Origin of the sequence: Bacteroides sp. 51, from assembly GCF_010500965.1 — a bacterium.
Classification (GTDB): Bacteria; Bacteroidota; Bacteroidia; order Bacteroidales; family Bacteroidaceae; genus Bacteroides.
The window spans coordinates 13960-36654 of the sequence record NZ_QVMI01000031.1; the positions used below are offsets into that span (position 1 = coordinate 13960).

Consider the following 22695-nt stretch of genomic DNA (forward strand, 5'->3'; position numbering starts at 1 on the left):
TTAGACTATTATTTGATAGCCTCGCGGATACGAACAAGTTTCACTAATAAGTCTTCGAAAAGATCGAGTTTCAGCATATTAGCACCATCACTTTTGGCTACTGCCGGGTTCTCATGTGTTTCAATGAAAATACCGTCCGCACCCACAGCAATACCGGCTTTGGCTACAGTCTCGATAAGCTCGGGCATACCTCCGGTAACTCCGCTGGTTTGATTTGGCTTTTGCAGGGAGTGTGTCACATCAAGAATTACGGGGTAGCCGATTGTTCTCATTTCCGGAATTCCGCGGTAGTCTACCACCAGATCTTGATAGCCGAAGGTGGTTCCCCGTTCTGTGATCATTACATTGGGGTTGCCGGCTTCTACTACTTTATCTACGGCAAACTGCATGGCCATGGGAGCCAGGAATTGTCCTTTCTTTATATTTACGATCTTTCCGGTGTCGGCAGCGGCAACCAATAGGTCTGTTTGTCGGCAGAGGAAAGCCGGAATTTGCAGTACATCAACATACTCAGCGGCCATGGTGGCTTCGTGGGGAGCATGGATATCCGTTACGGTAGGTACACCGAAAGTTTTGTTTACCTTTTCCAATACTTTCAACGCTTTTTCATCGCCGATGCCGGTGAAAGAATCCAAACGGGAGCGGTTTGCTTTGCGGTATGAGCCTTTGAATACATAAGGTATTCTCAACTTATCGGTTATGGTAACGATTCGTTCGGCAATGCGCATCGCCATATCTTCGCCTTCAATGACGCAGGGGCCTGCCAGAAGGAAGAAAGAAGAACTTACAGCCTCACCCCAGCCCTCTCCAAAGGAGAGGGGAAAGGGGGCTACTCTTGTTTTATTGTTCATTTGATGTTTTTTTTGTTATGCTTCTATTTTTCAAAATGCCTCTATAGTTTCTATCCCCACTATCCCTTCTCTCTCTCCTTTGGAGAGGGCTGGGGTGAGGCTGAGGACTCTTTATTTCGGAATAATCAATGAAACCGCTTCCGGTTTAATCCCGATTTCTATAGGAAAATGTTTGGGTAGTAAGCGTCCGTCCAGATCGACAGATGCATTACGTGCACGTAATACCTTTACTTTTTTTGTTCGGTATGACCTCACTACTTTATGATTCAGTATGCGTCCCTGAATAAGCATCCATAACCCGGAGAAGATTTGCAGTGCTTCGGGACGATAGATGATGGACACGTCCAACCAACCATTATACGGTACGGCGCTTGGTGTTTGCCCATATCCGCTGGCGCTGCCAACGCAGATCGTCATTACACGTCCGCGGATGTGCTCACCGTTGATTTTCAGGTGTGTACGGTATAGTTTGCGCTCGAAGAACAATAAGAAGAAAGCAGTGAGGTAGGAGAGGAATTTAACTCCCCAGAAACGTTTGGCCTGGTCGGTGATCTTTACGATACGCGCTCCTAATCCGATGTTAACGGCATTCACGAAGAAACGGCGTTCGTGGCTTTTGCCGTTGTAATAGCGGCAAAAGCCTACGTCTATCTTTCTCTGTCTGTTATCAATAATGCAGTCTACAGCTTTTTTATAGTCAAGGTCTTCGTCCCAATATCTGGCAAAATCGTTGCCTATACCATTGGGAATGATACCAATGGCAATATCACTTTTGTTTTCCACGTTGGACATCATGATGCCGTTGATGGCATCATTAAGCGCACCATCGCCACCTACTATTACGATTGTGCGATAGTCATTGTTGGCAAGGATTCCGGCCAGTCTCTCCACAGACCCGAAACCTTCGGATTGTACATAGTCGTAGGATACTCCTTTGCTATCCATGTACTCTTTGATTTCCTTCCAGCGTTTATGCGCTTTTCGTGTTCCGGCTTTAGGGTTGTAGATTACCCCCCATTTCCCAGGGTTTACACTCATACTATATATCTCGTTTTAGGTCTTACGTTGTTTATTACTATTTACTCTATCTGTTGAGCAATGCTTTGGCTTCTTGTATTTTTTCTTCCATTGGCAAGCTGGCATTAATCCAGTAGATGTCAAATCCGCGGCGTTCCATTCCTCTGAACCAGGTCATTTGCCGTTTGGCAAATTGGTGAATGGCTGTTTCCAATCCGTTATACATTTCGTCATATTCTATTTGCCCGGTTGCGTATAATGTGAGGAATTTGTATTCCAGCCCATAGTAAATCAGGTCGGCAGCGGGTACTCCTTTCTCTAGCAGTCCTTTCACTTCTTCTATCATTCCATCGGTTATACGTTGTTTGAGCCGGCGACTAATCTTTTCTCTACGCAACTCACGTTCTATGTCTAAGCCGATGATGAGGCTCTTTATTGGCGGAAATTCTCTCTGTTCCGTATCGTTTGTTACGTAATATTCTTCAATTTCGATGGCCCGGATGGCCCGCTTGGCGGTATCTACATCTGTACTGTTGTGTAGGGTTTTGTATGAACTTAGAATTTCGGTCAGTTCGCTTAGTGTTTTACCGGCCAGCTTTTGTCGCAGTTCCGGGTTTTCGGGTACAGGAATGAGCTTGTATCCTTTAAGTACGGATTCCAGATACATGCCTGTTCCACCGCACAGAATAGGGAGTTTACCCTTTTCCTGTATATCTTCGTATGCTTTAAGGAAGTCTTGTTGATACTCAAATACGTTGTATTTGTATCCCGGTTCGGCGATGTCTATCAGGTGATAGGGGATTTGCCTTCCATTTATGGTATAATCATCCAGATCTTTGCCTGTTCCTAGATCCATGCCCCGGTAAAGTTGTCGCGAATCGGCACTGATGATTTCTGCGTCAAGCTCGTATGCCAATGCAGTAGCAAAGGGTGTTTTACCCGAGGCTGTAGGACCTAATATGGTGATTAAATCATAGTTTGGCATGGGGTTATTTGTTGATATTTTCACAAAGATAGGAAAAAGACACCGAAAGTTCGATGCTTTATAACTGAAAAGATATCATAGGCAGGAAACTCTTTTCGTTTACATTTCTAAAGGTTTACAGTCGGGAAGTCTTAAAGTGTGTTATAATACGATTGTTTTCGCACACGGAACTTGCGGATTTGGAAAAAGTCCGTATCTTTGCAATGTGTTTTTCATAGTATTAGATTTAAGGTTAACAAAGGTTGGGGTCAGGCGTGATCCCTTTTTTTATGCCCCGGCCCCGAGGCGGGGCGGCCAGGTGCAGCAAGCCGCCGTGCCGATTAAAGGCAAGGCATACCGCCGATCTTATCTGCTTATTATGAGCTTTTGAAGGAGTTGAACCAGGTGAGAATGTTCTTGATCTTATCCTGGCTGCAAGAGAAAGTTACTTCACTAGATCCTATATCTAAAAAAAGTTCCCGCGTTTTAGGCATAATCCGGGTTATTGCTGTCCGGTTGACAATACATTGCCGGTTGATGAAGACGAAATCTTCGGGCAGTGTTTTTGAAAACTCGGCTAATGTTCCTCTTGCTTGTTTCAGTGTTCGTTTGGCTGTGTACACATTCAGAAAGTTTCTTTGTGTTCTTTCGATAGCCAGGATCGAGTCTTTTACGATAGGATATACGCCGGTTGCTGTAGATAGCATAATGGTTTCTTTTCCCTTATCCAAATCTTTTTTCTTTCCGATGTGTTCTTTGTGGGCGATGTTTTCGGCTTTAGATGAAACCTGATACTCTTTGGGCTTAATGAAATAGCCAATGGGTTCAACCCCTATGATTTTTGGGGATTGAATGCCTTCTTGTTCGGATAATAGAAAAATGGTAAGAGGCTTTTGGTTAAATTTCTGCATTTTATCAGAAATAAGATTGCTATTGGCTTTTGATATATTAATATCAATATACATAAGGTTTATTTCCTTTTCTTCGAGTATATCAATAGCGTTTAGGAAACTTTGTGCCCGGAATACGTGCGAGCTGGGTATTGTGCGATCTAATAATTCCGTTAAATGCATTTGGAAGGACTGATCACTGTCTATGATTAGTATATTATACACCATCATTTATCCAAAAATTCGTAATTAGTATTAAGTTGTTTTGAGCTAGCAGCATGCTATTGTTGCAAATGTATAAAAACTTTGCAAGTTATATGTATAGTTGCAGGGAAAATAGTGGTTTATATATGAATGTTTTGGTTTTATTTGGTCGATTTTGGCTTTTTTCTTCTGTTTGAGCTAAAAATGTGTTAGGTTGAGTCTGTATATTGTTGGTTCGTGTATGAAAAATCCCGATTTGGGTACATGGGCATTATTCGGGCCGGGTTATTCTTAAATTAATGATATACCTTTGTCTGTGTTTAGATGAATAGTGGAGTTCGAGAATAGACTAAATTGTGAATATTTTATCTGTCTGATACGTTTTTTTTGTTTAAATCTTATGTAAAAAAATCCCAGATCACTTATGGGGAGATTTCTCTTCATTCATATAATTATAGGTTTACCATTAATAATATCTTCCTAGAAGGTTCTTTATTTAATACGATTAGGAACTAAATATAAATACACTGTTTTACAATGTTATGAACACAAATTAATCAATAATAGTTATAATTGTTGAAGTGTACATAAACAAAAACGGGCATCGTGAGATGCTCGTTTTTTTTAAGGATTCAGCTAAAATCAGTTTTGGGGCAATCCGAAAAGTCAGGTTGTTATCGAATAGAGCACTGCCTTAATGAGGTTCGGCCAGTAGTTCAATCTCCCCCAGCCATAGGCTAAATCTGCTTCAACCGGTAGGTCAATCTCCCTGATGCAGTAGATCAATCTGATTCATCCAGTACCTCAACCAGATTCATCCAGTGCGTCAGGGAGATTGATCCAGTGCATCAGTCCGGCTCAGGCACTGGATAAACATCACTGAGACAGTGCACCATTTCCGGGTGAAAAATGAGGCTTTTGAGGAGAAAAAACGCTTTGGTGTTATCATTAAAACAGAAAAATACCGTATTTTCGTCGGCGTTTAGCATAACACCCAATTTTAATGATTATGAAAAGTATATTAGAGAGAACCTTCAAGTTAAAAGAGAATAATACGACAATACGTAAAGAACTGGCAGCCGGACTTATCACTTTCCTTACCATGTCCTACATCCTGATCGTTAATCCGAGTATATTGTCTACCACGGGTATGGATAAAGATGCGCTCTTCACATCGACTGCCTTGGCGGCGATATTTGCAACTCTGGTGATGGCTCTTTATGCCAAACTTCCCATTGCCCAGGCGCCTGGCATGGGGTTGAATGCTTTTTTTGCTTTCACCATTTGTGGAGCAATGGGCTACTCCTGGCAATTTGCTTTGACGGCGGTATTTATTGAGGGATTGATCTTTATACTGCTTACTTTCTTCAATGTTCGCGAACTAATTGTAAAAAGCATTCCGAAAGTGCTGAAAGATGCAATTCCTGTGGGAATCGGCCTTTTTATTACACTCATCGGATTGAAGAATGCGGGAATTGTTGTTGCCAATCCGTCTACCCTGTTGGCATTGGGCGATTTTTCGCAACACGGCGTATGGATTGCTTTTCTGGGACTTCTGGTAACTGCAATTTTGTTTGTCAGAAATGTCAATGGCTCTATATTAATAGGTATTGTAGCAGCCACCCTGTTTGGACTTATTCTGTGCGATGTGAAACTTCCCGAAGCCAGTATAATCAGTCTTCCTCCTTCTATCGCACACATATTTGCCCAGTTCGAGTGGGATCATATTCTTTCACTCAACATGGTGATTGTCGTATTTTCGCTGTTGTTCGTGAATCTGTTCGATACTGTTGGAACCTTGATTGGAGTAATCTCTAAAACCGGATTGGCAGACGAGAACGGCAATTTCCCTCAAATGAAAAAAGCACTCTTTGCCGATGCACTGGGCACCACTGTTGGTTCCATACTGGGAACGAGCACCATTACCGCCTATGTAGAAAGTGCATCCGGAGTGGCATCTGGTGGGCGGACAGGGCTAACTTCCGTCGGCACAGCATTGATGTTTGTATTGGCGCTGTTCTTTGCCCCATTGTTTTTGATGGTACCCGCCGCTGCAACTTCCCCGGCGCTTATCATTGTCGGATTGTTTATGATATCTTCCGTGGTAAAGATCAATTTCAGCGACATGAGCGATGGGCTCCCGGCATTCCTCACCATTGCATTTATGCCTTTTACATACAGCATTGCCGAGGGGATTGTATTCGGTATGCTCAGTTATACGCTGATTAAAGTCTGTACAGGTAAATTTAAAGACGTGTCGATCACGATGTACGTCATCGGGGTACTATTCTTATTGAAAATAGTACTCGATGCATTGCATTTATATTAACGGGATATCTGCCCCTAGCTGAAGAACAGGTTATCTACCTTCTTTTTCACAGCAATAATATTTATCCAGGACACTACGATAAACAGTGCCCCTCCTATTGCCATAGCCGGTAGGACGGAACCCATTTCCAATTGAGGAAACAGCAAGCCGATTGGCTCCGCATAGAGCGAACGTAAAAACAGTACAATACCCACCGATAAAGCCAGAACTAAAAGGTTAAGCCCTATGGTTAGCGCCTGATAGGGCAGGGCTACTTGTTTAGGACTGTAGCCGATGAGCAATAAACTTTCCAGTTTGGTGGTGTTCTTTTGCAGTAACAAGAAGATGCTCAACATCAGAATGTAGAATGACAAAGCACTGATCAACAGGCCAACAGCCAGAACTATCCCTACAATCAGGTTAAGGAAATAAGTGGTTTTTCCGGCATCAAGCTTTCCGTCTTCCGTTTCGTAGCCTTTTTGTTGGAAGTAGGTGGCAATAGCAGCGTCGGCCGGATTCTTCACTTCCACAATCAACCGCGACGGTGCCGGCTCAGTATGGGGAGCAAATGTCTTGTTTGCCCAATCCATGAAAGATTGTGGAACAAGAATCGTATTCAGCCGGTTAGAGAACCCAACAATATTTCCTTTATACCGTTTTACCTGCCCATTGCCTCGTAAAACAACATCCATATTGATCAATCCCATCAAACCCTCCGAAAGTTTTGGAAGGTTGCGCGATTGTGCAAAACCAAAGTTATAAAGATTCAGATAATTGCGGGGAATAATAATAGGTATCGTCGGGTTATTCTCATCAAAGTGCCATTTATCCAGCTTTACATCCACATATTCATCGGACACCGACTCGAAGAACATCGCGGTAGACATTTGCACTCCGGTGCCTTCCATCGTAAGGCCTGCCGATACACTAAACTGTGTAGATGTAAAAACGCCTACATTCCGGGTGAATGATTGTTTCTTCAAATCATCTATCTCGGCAGAGGAGAAGGTACTGCTTTTGCCGGCCAGGTTGCCAAGCGTGCTAACCTTTTTAGTAGCAATGATATAATCCTTCTTCATGAAACTGTCGCCTTGCGTGAAAACAGGTGCTATATCCCTATAAAACTGGATACTGAGCAATACGATGACCATGCCGAAGAGATTGGCGAAGAAAAAGCCGGTCAGTTGCCCTATGCTGATGTGTTGGCGAAGAAGCTTTCCGATAAATCTGTTCATAGTTTTAACACACTGTCGTAGTTCAGGTTAATATGCTTACCGATAGAGGTAACGATGATCCCGGCACCTTGTTTGCCGGCTTCTGCTGTGAGCAGCCCGGCCATGATCTGTCCGTTTGCATCGTCCAGGTGGCTGATAGGTTCGTCAAGTAAGATAAAGTCGAAGGGTTGGCAGAGCGAGCGGATAAAGGCTACGCGCTGTTGCTGTCCAAAAGAGAGTTTATCTGTCCGGATATTCAGCTTATCTTCTATGCCCAGTTGCTCAAACAGCGTGATAATCTCGTCTTTCTTCTTATAACCGGTAAGATCGTTTTTGATCAGAATGTTTTCGAGCGCTGTCAATTCGGAAAACAGTCGGAGGTCCTGAAATAGTATACTTAACGAATGGCGCCTGATATCCACCCATTCCGTAACGGACAAGGAGGTAATATTCATCTCGTCAAAGCAAATAATACCCTGATAATCCTTACGGTAACCATAAATGTAGCTACACAAAGAAGACTTTCCTGTGCCGGAAGCCGCTTCAACAAGATACGTCTTTTCCTTGCTGAATACGATTTCTTTATGCCACACATCGGATGTGATATGAGTACGATCGGCAAACACTCCAGGGAGTGTTTGCCGTAAATGTATACTATTCATACGCAGTTTATTATATTCCGGCGTATTGTTTTGCCAAATCAATAATTTGTTTGAGCGAGTTGGTGTCTTTATCGACCAACCAAAGGTTGATGTTCGATTGATTATTGCCTTCGCCGATTACCTCAAAATAAGATACTTTAGAAGCCATATCAATATATCTTGCAGCTTCTTTACCACCCATAGCCGACAACATTTTAACAGCCGGAAGGTCAAGAATAGCTTTCATGTCGATCACAACATACTGGTGCTTGCCTTTCATGTTCGAAGCATAAGCAGCCTCTTTCAGCGATTTATCTTCTTTCTTGCCAATGTTCTTATAAAGCAACTCATCATTGGTAGCATACATGTAGTTATCTTTGTAGCCAAAGAACACGTTCATCTGGCGGGATTTGTACACATATTCATTATCCCCCAACTTAACGATGTCTTCCGAACGACGAAGGCCGAGGTCGCCCTTCGCTTCATACAATGCCTCAAGTGCAGCACCGTTTTTGGCTTCGGCATAGGCGGCAAAAGTTGGCATATCGCTCATGGTCACATTGATAAGTCCACCGGAGATATCTCCTTTGAAAGAACCAAAAATGGCTTTAACCTTTTCGGCCTTATCCAATGACAATCCTTCGCGGAAGTCTTTGTTTTCCTGAAGCATATCATACAGCTTCTCTCCGTTCACATTAACAGACATGTACATCAATGTCGAAGAAGGGAAATTGGCAAGGAATGCTTCGCTCAGCTTACCACTGATATCGTTTTGCTTCTTGAACATTTCCTTTACCTTCTCATTTTCAGAAACAGCTTCAAAATGAAGTGCAATCTTTCCTTTTTCAAAGTTAAGTCCACCGGCAACCCCTATATCTTTAGGATCAATATTATCCATGCTACCAAGAGTCATATCCATCTGACGTTTGTACATGCTTGGAAGTGCATCCATAGTAGAGAAGAATGTAATTTCTCCTTTCTTCTTGGCCATGCTTTGGAAGTATGCACTCTTCGCGATGCTTTCGTCCTTAGTCTGCTTCATCAGGTCGGCAACGATCTTGTCGCTGTTACGTTCTTCCGTAATCAGTAGTGTTGATTCGTTGAATGCGCATACGCTTGCTCCCTTAATCTTAACCAGATAGTATCCGTCAATCTTGGTTACAGGATCGCTGATTTGCTCGGAAGCCATCACCTCGAATGTTTTGTTCAGCTTATCCATATCGCTCACCTTCATAACCACGGCAGCCGATGGAATCAGACTGCTGGTAAAGAAATAAACGGGGTCTTTGATCGATAAACCGGAAGCTGAACCATCTTTGATGATCTTTTCAACATGCTGGAAAGTCGCAGCGTTCAACTCGCCTTTCATCGCATCAATAAGTTTCTGCTTATCGTCATTGCTTACGCCACTCTTATCAACCAGCGATTGAAAGTGTATGGCGACAACCGCAGAGGCATCGGCCGGGATAACATTTGTATACTCGGACGACTTTTCGGAGCAAGACGCCATGCATGCTACCAAAACTACCAGCGTGAATAGCCGGGCAATCAGATTTTTTTTCATACTATTCTTTTTTAAGTTCAGAATTATTCTTCATTTGCTTGATTCAATGTGCAACAGGCTACCAGCGCAGCGGTTTCGGTACGCAACCGCGACTTACCTAAACTTATAGGAACGAACCCCTTAGCTAAAGCTTTTTCTACTTCTTCGGGGCTGAAGTCTCCTTCAGGCCCTATCAGCACCAAAGCATCTTCACCTTTACGAATGACGTTCTTTAATAAGGGCTTCTCACCCTCATAACAATGGGCAATGAACTTCTGGCCTGAGAACTCCTGTTCGATAAACGCGTCAAAGTCCATCATCTCATTGAGTTTCGGGAGGCGTGCTTTGAGTGACTGTTTCATGGCCGATACCAGAATCTTTTCAATACGTTCGGTCTTGATTACTCTGCGCTCTGAGAAACGGCAGTTCAGAAAGGTCAGTTCATCAAATCCGATTTCAGTTGCTTTCTCGGCAAACCACTCGTTCCGGTCCATGTTCTTGGTTGGGGCTACCGCCATGTGCAGATGGCAAGGCCAAAGAGGTTCCTGAAAAATGGTTTCTTTTATAGCAACCATGCAACGTTTATTGTTGGCGGCTGTAATTTCTGCTTTATAGAAATGGCCTTTGCCGTCGGTCAATGTAATTTCATCGCCTTGTGATAGTCTCAACACACGGGTGCAGTGCTGCGCTTCCTCTGTAGGAAGTTCTGCCTGGGTCGATATGTCGGGTGTATAAAATACGTGCATGGATTATTGCCGACGTGCAATCTCGTCTCTCAGAACGGATGCCAGTTCATAATTTTCTTCTTTCACGGCTCTGGCCAGTTCTTTCTTCAGAGATTGGATGTCTTTGTTTGCCAGGCTGTTGTCATCCATTTCGGCTTCTTCTTTCTCTAATGCATCGCTCATTGAAATACATTCTTTCTCCAGAATAGAATCATAAATGTATATTGGAGCATTAAAACGTAGAGCAAGGGCGATAGCATCGGAGGTGCGGGAATCGATGCGTACAATTTCTTCTTCTCTTTTGTAGAAAATGTGCGAATAGAAAACCCCGTCCTGTGCTTTGTAAATAAGTACTTCGGCTATGGTGATATCAAATACGTTCAGCGTACTCGTGAACAAGTCATGGGTGAGCGGACGTATGGGTCTGATACTATTTAACTTAAAGGTTATGGCTTGTGCCTCGGCCGGCCCTATAATAATAGGTAGCTGCCGTTCGCCATCCATTTCCTGTAACAGCATGGCAAAGGCTGGTACCTGCGCCTGGCTGTTTGAGATATTCACTACTCTTAATTCAATCTTCTTATCCATTTTTACTTTTTGGGAGCAATCTCCGGTTCATGCTTGTATTTAAATATGATGGCAAACAGTATAGCCACTACGATCATGTATGTTGCAAAGGTAAACCAGGCATTCGGCCAGTTGGTTACCTCGACCATTTTCCCTGCTACTTCCTGTGTGTTGGTGAAATAATTCACGACGTATCCGGCGGCATACGAACCTACGATGGCTCCGATTCCGTTGGTCATGATCATAAATACGCCTTGCGCACTGGCACGGATGCCAGAACCTGTATTCTTTTCAACGTATAAAGATCCCGAAATGTTGAAGAAATCAAATGCCATTCCATAAACTATGTTCGATAGCAATAGCATCCATAGTCCTGCTCCCGGGTTGCCTGCACCGAATAGTCCGAAACGCAATACCCAGGCAAGCATACTGATGAGCATCACATTCTTAATTCCAAATCGTTTCAGGAAGAATGGTATGGTGAGGATAAATGCTACCTCGGATATCTGTGATATGGAAAGCAGTACAACCGAATGTTTTACTCCGAAAGATTCTGCATATTCCGGTACACTGGCAAAGCTGCTTAAGAATAAGTCTCCAAATCCGTTGGTGATTTGCAATGCGGCGCCAAGCAGCATGGAGAAGATAAAGAAGATGGCCATCTTCTTGTCTTTGAATAAGGTGAACGCTCTCAGGCCAAGGGAATCAACCAGTGAGGTTCCAATGTTTTTATTGATATCGCATTTGGGCAGTGTAAACGCGTAGATCCCCAGTATTAATGCAGCACCGGCGGCAAGAAGCAATTGCATCTCCGAATATTTGAATCCGCTGAAATCTACCACCCACATGGCAGCGATAAACCCGATTGTACCCCATACACGGATGGGAGGGAAATCTTTGACAATGTCAAGCCCTTCTTTTTCCAGCGCATTATAAGCTACAGAATTACTTAAAGCCAAGGTAGGCATATAGAACATTACGCTTAATAGCATGCAGGTATATAGAGGCACATATTCCGTTTGAAAGGAAGCGGTAACGAGCAATCCCGCACCAATCAGATGGCATATTCCGAGTAATTTCTCGGCGGGCATCCAGCGGTCGGCTATGATTCCCATCAGACCGGGCATGAACAGCGAAGCAATTCCCATTGTAGCAAAGAAACTACCGATCTGAACGCCATCAAACCCCAGATTATTGCCTACATAACTGCCAAAAGAAATTAACCATGCTCCCCAAATAAAGTATTGGAGGAAATTCATGATAATCAAGCGGAATTTCATGCTCATATTATTGCTGATTTAAGTGTTTACTTATAAATATATGACCACAAATATAATACTTTCCGCGAAGAATAGCCGGGATAATGTGAAAAAAGCAGGCGGCAAGATGTCACTACCAGGTTTTGATGCCTCCTTATGAAGGCTTGGTGGTGATATCTTGCCGCATGAAACTTGGGCAGTGCGCCTCTCGTTACTTATCTTTGAACCTGTGTTCCAGGACGCTTATACCAGTCTGTAAAATCAAGGCATCCGCTTTCTACCCATTTAATGTAGTCAGGGTATGCGAAGCCAATGGCCACTTTCTCTTTAGGAAGAGCATAAGACGTCTCCCCGGAAAGATGAATAGCGTAGGGGTAGTAATTTCTTTCACCACTGATATACCATCTGCCGGTCCATTGCCAGTTGTCTGACGAATCTTTGATTCTGGATCTGTCGGTACCTGTTCCGAATAAGGCAATTCCATTGGTGTTCATCTCATCATCCCACACCGGTGGATAGTCGGGTAGATGCACCTGGATGTGTGGAGATGGCGATATATATATATTATAAGGAGCATGCATATACCGGTTGTTGTCAAATTCATTGGCAACTACTGTGCCCTCTTTGAATTTGATATCAACTATATATCTCTGAGGTGTAGGGGTTGTTACATAGGGGTCGATAACATCTTTAACGAGTTCGCAAAGGTGCAGTACAAAGCCATCTCCATCGTGATAAACAGTCGATTCCGGTTGCGATTTACCAATTACTTGTATATTCAATGACTCCACATAATCATAAGGAATCTGGTACTGAACGCTAAAGCTATTGTGGTAATCGGCACCTGTGTGTATCAGTGTATATTCGTCTTTGACGGCAGATACAAATTGATTTCCGGTAACTACACCGTTTTCTGTTCTTTGAACATAAGTTACATCAGAGTTGTATTTTGCCACCACATCATTCATATCATAATCATCTCTTCTGGGCCAGTTATCTTCGAATGCAACGATTCCTTTTCTGTTGTCACCAGATTCAATATCTTCTATTGTAATTGAAGGTGGAGGATCAAGGGCATTGATCGGGTTGGTTACAACGTGGAACATGACGTCGTTGCAGTCTCCATCACTATTCCACCAGGCTAATTGCGATTTTTCTCTGTTTAAGTCTTCGAAACCAAAGCAGATATAGTTCACTCCACTATTGTCTTCTACGCTAAACCGAATGGTATGTTTGTTTACTGTGGTTGACGGATTTATTTTTGTTTCCGGATTCCATTCTGCTACCGAGTAGAACCAAGGATAAGGCTCTGAGTTGGGGTGGATTAAATAATTGTATGAATTCGTTCCATAATCCCACTCCTGCATAAAGCTATTGGCACCTAATACCCAACCGATAGTGACGCCCTGGGGGAATTTATCGACCAGCTCGGAACCATTCCAATATTTCAGTTTGATATAATCGCCGGCTTTTAACCCGCCATCAACTAGCTTTGCATATTGGAAGGCTGAAATGACTGTTAGATTTGCTTTCTGTGCCTCGCTTAATGTGGGTAGGTCGCTTTTGGGTCCGTCATAGCAAAAATAACTAAGTGAGTTGTTGAATCCACTGGCCGAAGCGATTACTGAAAGGAATACCTCAATGCCTTCTCCGGCATCATCCCGTTTTAATTCAATGGATGCATCCTGATAATAGTTTAAGTCTGTTACAGGTGTATCTTCGGGGAAGGTATTGGCTATTTGGTTTAGAATTTCCGTAGGGATGTTTGCCCGTTTGCTTATCTCCGGCGCTCCCCGGAATAGATACTGGTCTACGCTCTGTGTAGTTACGCTCCGGGTACCGGCACCGGCGCGTGATGAAGTCGATTCAATCGGGTCATTGACATTGAATACTTCAAATGAGGCTTCGGTACCTCTTATCGTTGCAACCATTAGCGTGGGTACAAACAAGCTGGGAGAATATAGATACAAGGTTGTTACATTTGCCGGAATGGTTCTCACCACAACAGACGAGCCTTGAACATGTATACCCGATGAGATCGGTTTCACATTTTTATCTTTGTACCATCTACCGCTACCAGATTCCTTTGTGTAAGGATTCGTGTCGTATAGTTCAAACTGGGAAACAAAGCCTTCGGCTACCGGGTAGTTGAAGTACATCCGCACTTCTTTGGCAGTCTGAAAGGTTAAGGTGGAAACTTTCTCTCCAACAGCTCCATCTATGTAGTCGGGGTCGTAATAGTCTTTATCACTACAGGATGTTAGCATCATGGTCAATCCTGCCATGCTTACAATGGCATAATAATAAAGTCGGTTAAGCATAATTATTGTTTCGTTTTCTAAAGTAAGTGGTTGTTATTAAATAAATAACTTACAAATATATAATTTGTTCATGAGAAATGGATGAAAAATGCAGTAAAAATGTGGTTTTGTGGGTAATATGTGCAACTACTAAGCGAAATGATAGCGGATTAATGTTAAAACTTGGATGGGTATGAGGGAAACCCATCATTTCAACTAAACTTTCTGCTTGCCCCGAATTTTGTATCTCTGATTCCTCTAAACCATACAACTCACAACTTACATTTTGTTAGTTCTGTCCCCAAACGTTTAAAATTGCCTACCTTTGTTCGTGAGCTGAAAAATGCTCCGTATTTGTGGTTTGGTGGATGCAAAACGATAGTGTGTTGGGCTGTTGTCTGTTTAATTGTTTGAGAATAGCATGGTTTTGTTTTGTTGGTCTGGTTAATCGGCTATTTCTCTGACAATGTGCTTGTTTTGGATTTCTGGTAAAAACGATTAAAGTAGGAAATATAACTTTAAAATTTACTCTTCTTCCCAATTCTCTCCTCTTTTCATGTTCGAAAAAATGGAATCAAAACCTTTTTTGCTTTCTTGTTAAACACACAGACTTGCTACGTTAACACGTCAACTTTCTACAGTAACGCGGTGAGCAGTCACACTTAACACGGCCTCTGGTAGTTATTAACACCAGAGTTGATCTGTTACAGCAGAGAGTTGACTTGTTAAACACAAAAAAAGAGAGAACTATCAAAATATTCCGGCTTTTTATCGGCAAATTAGCTTATTTGAGTTGAAAAAACACTTTTTCCTCTCTTTTTTAGCTTAAATTCTTCTTTTGGATAATAAATAAATCGGCTTTATACTCTTTCTGGAGCATGTCCTGCACTTTAAATAGGTAAAAATTGGTGTTGGGGAATTGTCAAAAAGAAAATAAAATAACAGAAAATAAATCAATCTGATTGTTATATTGGAGAATGTGGATCGGTTAGATATTTCTTAAGATGCTTTAAACATGGATTCCAAGAGTCAGATTAGCCAGAATTTGTGCGTAAATACAAAATCCCTTCAGGTTCTAATGTTTGCCCTATGATAATCTTAAAAATATGGGCAAAAAAAATTGGCTACCCTCACGGGCATCCAATCTTTATTAACCTTAAATCTAATACCATGAAAAACACATTGCAAAGATAAGTGTTTTTATGTTATAGAACATACTTTATCTCTAAAAAGTATCGGAGTTTAACTTATTTTAATAGAGTTAATCCAAAAACTCTGTTACGCGGTGCTTATTCGACGTATAAAACCAGCCCTTTGAGGTATTCACCTTCCGGGTGGTAAATATTTACCGGATGGTCTGCCGGTTGCGTAAGTTGATGTAAAATACGTACGCTACGTCCGGATATGGCAGCAGCCGTAAATACGGCAGTGCGGAAATTATCTTTGCTGACCACTTGTGAACAAGAAAATGTAAACAGGATACCTCCCGGTTTAATTTTCTCGAATGCTTTGGCGTTAAGCTTGCGGTAACCTTGCAGTGCATTTCTGAGTGCATCCTTATGTTTGGCAAAAGCCGGAGGGTCAAGAACGATTAGGTCGTATTGGTCGCCCATGCGATCCAGATACTTGAATGCATCTTCTGCATATGCAGTGTGCCTGTCATCTCCCGGAAAGTTCAGTTCCACATTCCTGTTTGTCAGTTCAATGGCTTTCGCAGAACTGTCTACCGAGTGTACCAGTTTGGCATCGCCACGCATGGCGTAGAATGAGAAACCACCTGTATAACAGAACATATTCAATACAGAACGTCCTTTGGAATAGCGTTCAAGCAGTGCCCGGTTCTCCCGTTGGTCTACAAAGAATCCGGTTTTTTGCCCTTTCAGCCAGTCTACATGGAATTTTAATCCATACTCCTGTGCCATATTCTCAGAACTTCCTCCTTTCAGGAATCCGTTTTCGGGGAACAGGTCGGCTTTGAAAGGTAAGGTGGTTTCCGACTTATAGTAAATGTTCTCAATCTGGTCGCCCATCACTTCCGATAACGCCTCTGTAATTGCCATACGATAGACGTGCATGCCGGCTGAATGCGCCTGCATAACGGCTGTTTTCGCATATACATCGATTACCAGTCCCGGCAGGTTATCACCCTCACCATGTACAAGACGATAAGTGTCGTTTGTTGGGTTGGTGGCTATACCAATGCCTTTGCGCATTTCATAAGCAACGCCCAGTTTGCGTTTCCAGAACTCATGGTCTATGGGTTCTTGTTTGAATGAAAGCACACGCACGGCGATGCTTCCTATCTGGAAATGGCCTTCGGCTATGAATTCTTTTTTGGAAGTATATACTTCAACGACTTCCCCTTCCTCGGGTTCTCCGTCAATGCGTGCTATGGCACCGGAGAAAATCCAGGGGTGAAATCTTTTCAGTGACTCTTCTTTTCCTGGTTTCAGGTATACTTTATGATAAGACATATTGATTTACGATTAGACGATTTACGATTGGATGATTTACCATGCGGTATTCTGGTTAGCGATGCTGATTGTTACTTTTCAATCCGCTCTGCTGATATGGGTTCCGGGCTCTCGACAACATAGTTTCCTGTAACCTTTAGTCCCTCTAGCAGATTATAAATCTTAAGGCATGACCAGGCATCGGTTGCTGCATAAACTTTTTGGGCATCGGTAAGTACATCGGTTTCCCAGTTGGACAACCGTTGCGACTTGGATATTTTCTCTCCGAATAAGATAGCATATATCTTTTGCAGGCTTTTATCCTGAATGCCAAACGCATTTACGTATTCCTGCAACTCAATACACGACTGTTGTTTAAGAGGAGCGCGTTTGCGCAACATCATAAAGTCGTCGCGTAAAGATAACCCCACTTTAATTACAGAAGGGTTTTCTAATAATCCGATAATAGGTGCTGTAAGGCCAGTGTGATTCAGGCGGAAAAGGAAACAGCATTCTTCGGAAGATATCTGTAACAGTGCCACTTTATGCGATTGTCCTTTGGTGAAAGATGGGCGCGTTTCGCTATCAATCCCTACCACCTTTTGCGAGGTGAGGTATTTGATTGCTTTTTCCGCTTCGGCCTCCGTTTGGATTACAAATATCCTTCCCGGGAAAACCGCTTTAGGCATTTCTTTCAGATCTTCTTTATTTATGCTTCTTTTAATTACCATATTGAATTAGTCCTCATCTAGGCTGGGGTAGGTGCCATCCTCATCATTTTCCTGATCTTCTGTATCAGGATTGTACTTTATATCATGGAGTGCCCGTAAAGTATTAACCAGTTTTTGTCCCCAGTATAGGCCAAAATTCTCTTTGCAGGTATACAACGCATCGTTCATCGTTTCGTTCAGTCCCAGCTGGAATACGAAAATGAAGTCTTTGACGTCCTGATATATATCCGCCAGATCTTCGGATATGGTTTTCTTTATTGGAGTATCGCTGTATGCCATCTCGGGTAAGAATACTTCCAGATAGTCATCTTTTTCGGCCAACACGGCCGATATGTTTATACGTAGCACTTCATATATTTCTTCGGTCACATAACGTTCCTGCTCTTCGTCGTTGAACAAGTCAACCTCCGGAAGCATGGAAGCTTTCAGGTAGAGCAAAGGCAGTATTTTCAGCGTAGTATCGACAAAGGTAGAGCGCTTCATGTTCTCTGCACGTTCCAGAAAACCACAAAACTCTGCTGCCACGGTTACGAATTCTACGGTGTTTTTATCAAATATGACCTGACTGTAATTCTTCATATAGAATGTGAATAGAAACGCAAAGGTAAGAAAAAAAAGGGAGTGGGAATCTATTTTTTTACTACATTTGCATAAGTAAATGCTTAATCCCCAAATATAGTTTCAACGTCTTTCACTACATGGCTAAAAAGAAATCAGATACAGAGGCTTCCAGGAAGCCTGAATCGACCAACAAGTTTATTGCATTCTTCAAGAGCGAAACCGCTCACTTTGTGCTCGGACTGGCACTGGTAATCTTCGCGGTTTACCTGTTGCTGGCTTTTTCTTCGTTCTTCTTCACCGGGGCCGACGACCAGAGTATTATAGATAAAGCCGATCCTCAGGAACTTTCTTCAGTAAATAATGGTGTGCGAAATTACGCCGGCTCGCGTGGTGCGCAGTTGGCTAGTTACCTGATCAATGATTGTTTCGGGATATCATCTTTCTTCATCATTGTCTTTCTGGCTGTAGCCGGACTGAAACTTATGCGCGTGCGTGTATTCCGTTTATGGAAATGGTTCATTGGCTGTTCATTGCTACTGGTGTGGTTCTCTATTTTCCTTGGATTTGCTTTCATGGATTATTATCAGGAATCATTTTTCTTCTGGGGCGGGCAACATGGTTATAACGTAAGCCGTTGGCTGGAATCACAAGTCGGTACCCCTGGGGTATGGATGATTCTGCTGGGCACAGCTATCTGCTTCTTTATCTATGTAAGCGCGCAGACGATCATCTGGTTGCGTAAAATGCTTAGCCTGAGCTTCCTGAAACGTCAGAAGAAAGACCCGGAACCGGAAGGAGTAGATTCTGATGATTCCGATGATGATGATATAACAGCACCGGTTGTTCCTGTTCAAACTGAACCTCAGACTCTGGAATTCAAGATGGATAGAACATTCACTCAGGAGGAGCCTCTCACCCCCAAGCCAGTTGCTAAACCTGAACCTGACCACGGCCTTAAAATGGAATTTGAACCTGCCGGAGAGGAGGAGTTGCCGGAAATCGTTCCATCAGAAGATGAGGAAGAGGAACTTGGACCTGAATTTGAAATTGCAGCAGCATCGGGCGATGATGAAAATTATCAGGGACCCGAACGAGAGCCTTATAATCCCAAACTGGACCTGGAAAACTATCGCTTCCCAACGCTTGACCTCATGAAGCGGTATGATAATAACGAGCCGACGATCAATATGGAGGAACAGAATGCGAATAAAGATCGCATTATCAATACCCTGCGTAGTTTCGGTATCGAAATCAACAGTATTAAAGCTACGGTTGGGCCTACGGTAACGCTTTATGAAATAACTCCCGAACAGGGGGTACGTATTTCGAAGATCCGCGGATTGGAGGATGATATTGCGTTGAGCCTTTCTGCACTGGGTATTCGTATTATTGCGCCGATACCGGGCAAGGGTACGATTGGTATTGAGGTGCCGAATTCGAATCCGAAGATTGTGTCTATGCAATCTATTATCAGCAGTAAGAAATTCCAGGAATCAACGTTTGATTTGCCTATCGCTTTTGGTAAGACCATTACCAATGAGGTGTTTATGGTTGACCTGTGTAAGATGCCGCACGTTCTTGTGGCGGGGGCTACGGGACAGGGTAAATCTGTTGGACTGAATGCTATCATTACCTCCTTATTATATAAGAAGCATCCGGCTGAGTTGAAGTTTGTGCTTGTCGACCCGAAGAAGGTAGAGTTTAGCATCTATTCGGTTATTGAGAACCACTTCCTGGCTAAATTGCCTGATGGTGAAGAGGCTATCATCACAGATGTAACCAAGGTGGTGCAGACCTTGAACTCAATTTGTGTGGAGATGGATAGCCGCTATGACTTACTGAAGAAGGCCCATGTTCGTAATATAAAGGAATATAACGAGAAGTTTATCAACCGTAAACTGAATCCGGAAAAAGGACATAAATATATGCCTTATATCGTGGTGGTGATTGATGAGTTTGGCGATTTGATTATGACCGCCGGCAAGGAGGTTGAATTGCCTATTGCCCGTATTGCCCAGTTGGCGCGTGCCATTGGTATACATATGATTATTGCTACGCAACGTCCGACTACGAATATCATTACGGGTACGATTAAGGCTAACTTCCCGGCTCGTGTGGCGTTCCGTGTGTCGGCCATGATGGACTCGCGTACGATCCTCGACCGTCCGGGTGCTAATCAGCTGATTGGTCGTGGGGATATGCTTTTCTTACAGGGGGCTGATCCAGTGCGTGTGCAGTGTGCATTTGTAGATACGCCCGAGGTGGAGGATATTACCAAGTATATTGCCCGCCAGCAGAGTTATCCTACGGCATTTTACTTGCCGGAATATGTTAACCCCGATGGTGGCAGTGATTTGGGCGATGTGGATATGGATCGTCTTGATCCGTTGTTCGAAGATGCCGCCCGCTTGATTGTTATTCACCAGCAGGGTTCTACGTCTATGATACAGCGTAAGTTTGCGATTGGGTATAATCGTGCCGGTCGTATCATGGATCAGCTGGAGAAAGCGGGTATCGTTGGACCAAGCGAAGGAAGTAAAGCGCGTCAGGTGATGTGCATGGACGAAACTGACCTGGAAATGCGCCTGAGCAACCTATAACGGCGCGGCAACGTGCCGCTGCGAAGTTTTATTTAAACACAAGAGTTATGAAAAGTATAATTATAATATGTATAGCCGGTCTGCTTGCTTTGCCGGTATTTGCCCAACAAAAGGAAGCTAAGGATGTACTGGACAAAACCTCAGCTAATTTCCGCAAAGCAGGTGGAGTAGAGGCGGGCTTTACGATTAGGATAAAGGCCAAAGGCCAGACGGATGGCTTAATGGTTGGAACTATCCGCCTGAAAGGAGATAAGTTTGTACTTAAAACCACAGATGCCATAACCTGGTTTGATGGCGAAACGCAATGGAGCTATCTGACGGATAGTGAGGAGGTGAATATCAGTAACCCGACGGAGGAGGAATTGCAGGGCATAAATCCATATGCTTTGCTGTCTATCTATGAGAAAGGGTTCTCGTATGTGTTGGGTAAGACCCGCACGTATCAGGGCCGTTCTATTTATGAGGTGGTACTTACTCCTACAGATAAAACGAAGGAAATGTCTAAGTTGATATTGTATGTTGCCAAAGATACGTATCAACCATTATATATATTAGCCGAACTGAATAATGGCAGTCGGAACGAGATTACAATAACAAGTTACCGGGCGGGACAAAAGTTCGACGATTCGATCTTTGTATTCGATAAGAAACAATACCCCCGTGCCGAAATCATCGACCTTCGCTAGGCCGCGAGGCGCGGCAACCAGGTGCGGCAAGCCGCGCTGCGCTATAAGGACGAATGGCACGTTCTATAGTGAGGAATGATAGTTATAATATAATAATAAGAATAATAATATGGGAAATGAAAAAGTAAAATGCCTGATTATAGGCTCGGGTCCTGCGGGATACACCGCAGCTATTTACGCCGGACGTGCAAACATTAGTCCTGTACTTTACGAAGGGATACAGCCTGGTGGACAGTTGACTACCACTACAGATATAGAAAACTTCCCGGGATATCCTTCCGGGACTTCGGGTACGATGATGATGGAAGATTTCCGTGAGCAGGCCGAGCGCTTTGGTGCGGATATCCGTTTCGGGATTGCAACAGCAACCGATTTAAGCGCTCCTCCATATAAGATTACGATTGATGGCGAAAAGACAATTGAAGCGGAATCGGTAATTATAGCTACCGGTGCTGCTGCCAAATATCTGGGATTGCCGGATGAGGATACGTATGCCGGAATGGGTGTTAGCGCATGTGCTACCTGCGATGGCTTTTTCTATCGCAAGAAGGTGGTGGCAGTTGTAGGTGGTGGTGATACGGCTTGTGAGGAGGCTATTTATCTGGCTGGCCTTGCATCTAAAGTGTACCTGATTGTGCGTAAGCCTTATCTGCGTGCTTCCAAGATTATGCAGGCGCGTGTACATCATCATGAGAATATCGAAATCCTGTTTGAGCACAATGCTATCGGTTTGTTTGGTGAGCATGGTGTGGAAGGTGTGCATCTGGTGAAGCGCGCCGGCGAACCGGACGAAGAGAAATATGACCTGGCTATTGATGGGTTCTTCCTGGCTATTGGCCATAAACCTAATTCTGATATATTTAAACCATACCTGGATACAGATGAGGTTGGGTATATCATCACCGAACCGGGTACTCCCTGCACAAAGGTTCCCGGAGTTTTTGCTGCCGGTGATGTGGCTGATTCTAATTACCGACAGGCCATTACGGCTGCTGCAAGTGGCTGTATGGCGGCTATAGAAGCGGAACGCTACTTGTCGGAATGCGAATACAGGCTAAAAAGCAAATAGCTTTTTGGATTTACGATTGGACGATTTATGATTTACGATTGGACGATTTACGATTGAAGTTACCTTTACTTGCTGTTTTTAGTAACTCCAATCGTAAATCGTAAATCGTCCA

Annotated in this window: 17 protein-coding genes and 1 pseudogene; 4 read left to right on the plus strand and 14 right to left on the minus strand. The window is 43.3% G+C overall.

Annotated elements, in window-relative coordinates; translation table 11 throughout:
* Positions 1-8: 8 nt before the first annotated feature.
* The 4 genes from kdsA to D0T87_RS18850 all read right to left on the minus strand — a co-directional run bounded on the left by kdsA (position 9) and on the right by D0T87_RS18850 (position 3743).
* The gene (gene kdsA / locus D0T87_RS18835) at positions 9-851 is read right to left on the minus strand and encodes a 3-deoxy-8-phosphooctulonate synthase (RefSeq protein ID WP_163176939.1); all 843 of its coding nucleotides are present in this window, start codon (positions 849-851) and stop codon (positions 9-11) included.
* A gap of 111 nt (positions 852-962) precedes the next feature.
* Positions 963-1889, minus strand: coding sequence for a diacylglycerol kinase family protein (locus tag D0T87_RS18840; RefSeq protein ID WP_163176941.1), 927 nt, complete (start codon positions 1887-1889; stop codon positions 963-965).
* A gap of 46 nt (positions 1890-1935) precedes the next feature.
* Positions 1936-2853 carry a tRNA (adenosine(37)-N6)-dimethylallyltransferase MiaA gene (gene miaA / locus D0T87_RS18845; RefSeq protein ID WP_163176943.1) on the minus strand — a complete coding sequence of 306 codons (918 nt, stop codon included), beginning with the start codon at positions 2851-2853 and terminating at the stop codon, positions 1936-1938.
* Between the two features lie 356 nt (positions 2854-3209).
* Positions 3210-3743, minus strand: coding sequence for a LytTR family transcriptional regulator DNA-binding domain-containing protein (locus D0T87_RS18850; protein ID WP_203558734.1), 534 nt, complete (start codon positions 3741-3743; stop codon positions 3210-3212).
* Positions 3744-4935: 1192 nt separating this feature from the next.
* Here D0T87_RS18850 and D0T87_RS18855 point away from each other — a divergent pair.
* A complete protein-coding gene (locus D0T87_RS18855; RefSeq protein ID WP_163176947.1) occupies positions 4936-6255 on the plus strand; it encodes an NCS2 family permease in 1320 nt (439 codons plus the stop codon).
* Positions 6256-6269: 14 nt separating this feature from the next.
* Here D0T87_RS18855 and D0T87_RS18860 read toward each other — a convergent pair whose 3' ends face one another.
* From D0T87_RS18860 to D0T87_RS18905, 10 genes and pseudogenes are all read right to left on the minus strand, one after another.
* Entirely contained in the window at positions 6270-7469 is a 1200-nt protein-coding gene (locus D0T87_RS18860) for an ABC transporter permease (protein ID WP_163176950.1), read from the minus strand.
* On the minus strand, positions 7466-8110 hold the full coding sequence (locus D0T87_RS18865; protein ID WP_163176952.1) for an ATP-binding cassette domain-containing protein: 645 nt from the start codon (positions 8108-8110) through the stop codon (positions 7466-7468). Before D0T87_RS18865 ends, D0T87_RS18860 begins: the two co-directional genes overlap by 4 nt.
* Positions 8111-8120: 10 nt before the next feature.
* Positions 8121-9653: a DUF4836 family protein gene (locus D0T87_RS18870; protein WP_163176954.1), complete on the minus strand. Its 1533-nt coding sequence runs from the start codon at positions 9651-9653 to the stop codon at positions 8121-8123.
* A 23-nt stretch (positions 9654-9676) separates the two neighbouring features.
* Positions 9677-10378, minus strand: coding sequence for a 16S rRNA (uracil(1498)-N(3))-methyltransferase (locus D0T87_RS18875; protein ID WP_163176956.1), 702 nt, complete (start codon positions 10376-10378; stop codon positions 9677-9679).
* Between the two features lie 3 nt (positions 10379-10381).
* Positions 10382-10945 carry a bifunctional nuclease family protein gene (locus tag D0T87_RS18880; protein ID WP_163176958.1) on the minus strand — a complete coding sequence of 188 codons (564 nt, stop codon included), beginning with the start codon at positions 10943-10945 and terminating at the stop codon, positions 10382-10384.
* A 2-nt stretch (positions 10946-10947) separates the two neighbouring features.
* Positions 10948-12210, minus strand: coding sequence for a nucleoside permease (locus D0T87_RS18885; RefSeq protein WP_163176960.1), 1263 nt, complete (start codon positions 12208-12210; stop codon positions 10948-10950).
* 188 nt (positions 12211-12398) lie between these two features.
* Positions 12399-14504: an LruC domain-containing protein gene (locus tag D0T87_RS18890; RefSeq protein ID WP_163176962.1), complete on the minus strand. Its 2106-nt coding sequence runs from the start codon at positions 14502-14504 to the stop codon at positions 12399-12401.
* A gap of 1268 nt (positions 14505-15772) precedes the next feature.
* Positions 15773-16957, minus strand: coding sequence for a class I SAM-dependent rRNA methyltransferase (locus D0T87_RS18895; protein ID WP_163176964.1), 1185 nt, complete (start codon positions 16955-16957; stop codon positions 15773-15775).
* 71 nt (positions 16958-17028) lie between these two features.
* Complete coding sequence (locus D0T87_RS18900) at positions 17029-17667, minus strand: 3'-5' exonuclease (protein WP_163176966.1); 639 nt, start codon at positions 17665-17667, stop codon at positions 17029-17031.
* 9 nt (positions 17668-17676) lie between these two features.
* Positions 17677-18246 (minus strand): annotated as a pseudogene (locus D0T87_RS18905) (DUF5063 domain-containing protein); the annotation flags it as partial.
* Positions 18247-18365: 119 nt separating this feature from the next.
* On the opposite strand from D0T87_RS18905, the gene D0T87_RS18910 reads away from it, so the two are divergent.
* The 3 genes from D0T87_RS18910 to trxB all read left to right on the plus strand — a co-directional run bounded on the left by D0T87_RS18910 (position 18366) and on the right by trxB (position 22583).
* Positions 18366-20828, plus strand: a complete 2463-nt coding sequence (locus D0T87_RS18910) for a DNA translocase FtsK (protein ID WP_163176971.1) — start codon at positions 18366-18368, stop codon at positions 20826-20828.
* Between the two features lie 47 nt (positions 20829-20875).
* Entirely contained in the window at positions 20876-21514 is a 639-nt protein-coding gene (locus D0T87_RS18915; protein ID WP_163176973.1) for a LolA-like putative outer membrane lipoprotein chaperone, read from the plus strand.
* 109 nt (positions 21515-21623) lie between these two features.
* Positions 21624-22583: a thioredoxin-disulfide reductase gene (gene trxB / locus D0T87_RS18920; protein ID WP_163176975.1), complete on the plus strand. Its 960-nt coding sequence runs from the start codon at positions 21624-21626 to the stop codon at positions 22581-22583.
* Positions 22584-22695: the final 112 nt, after the last annotated feature.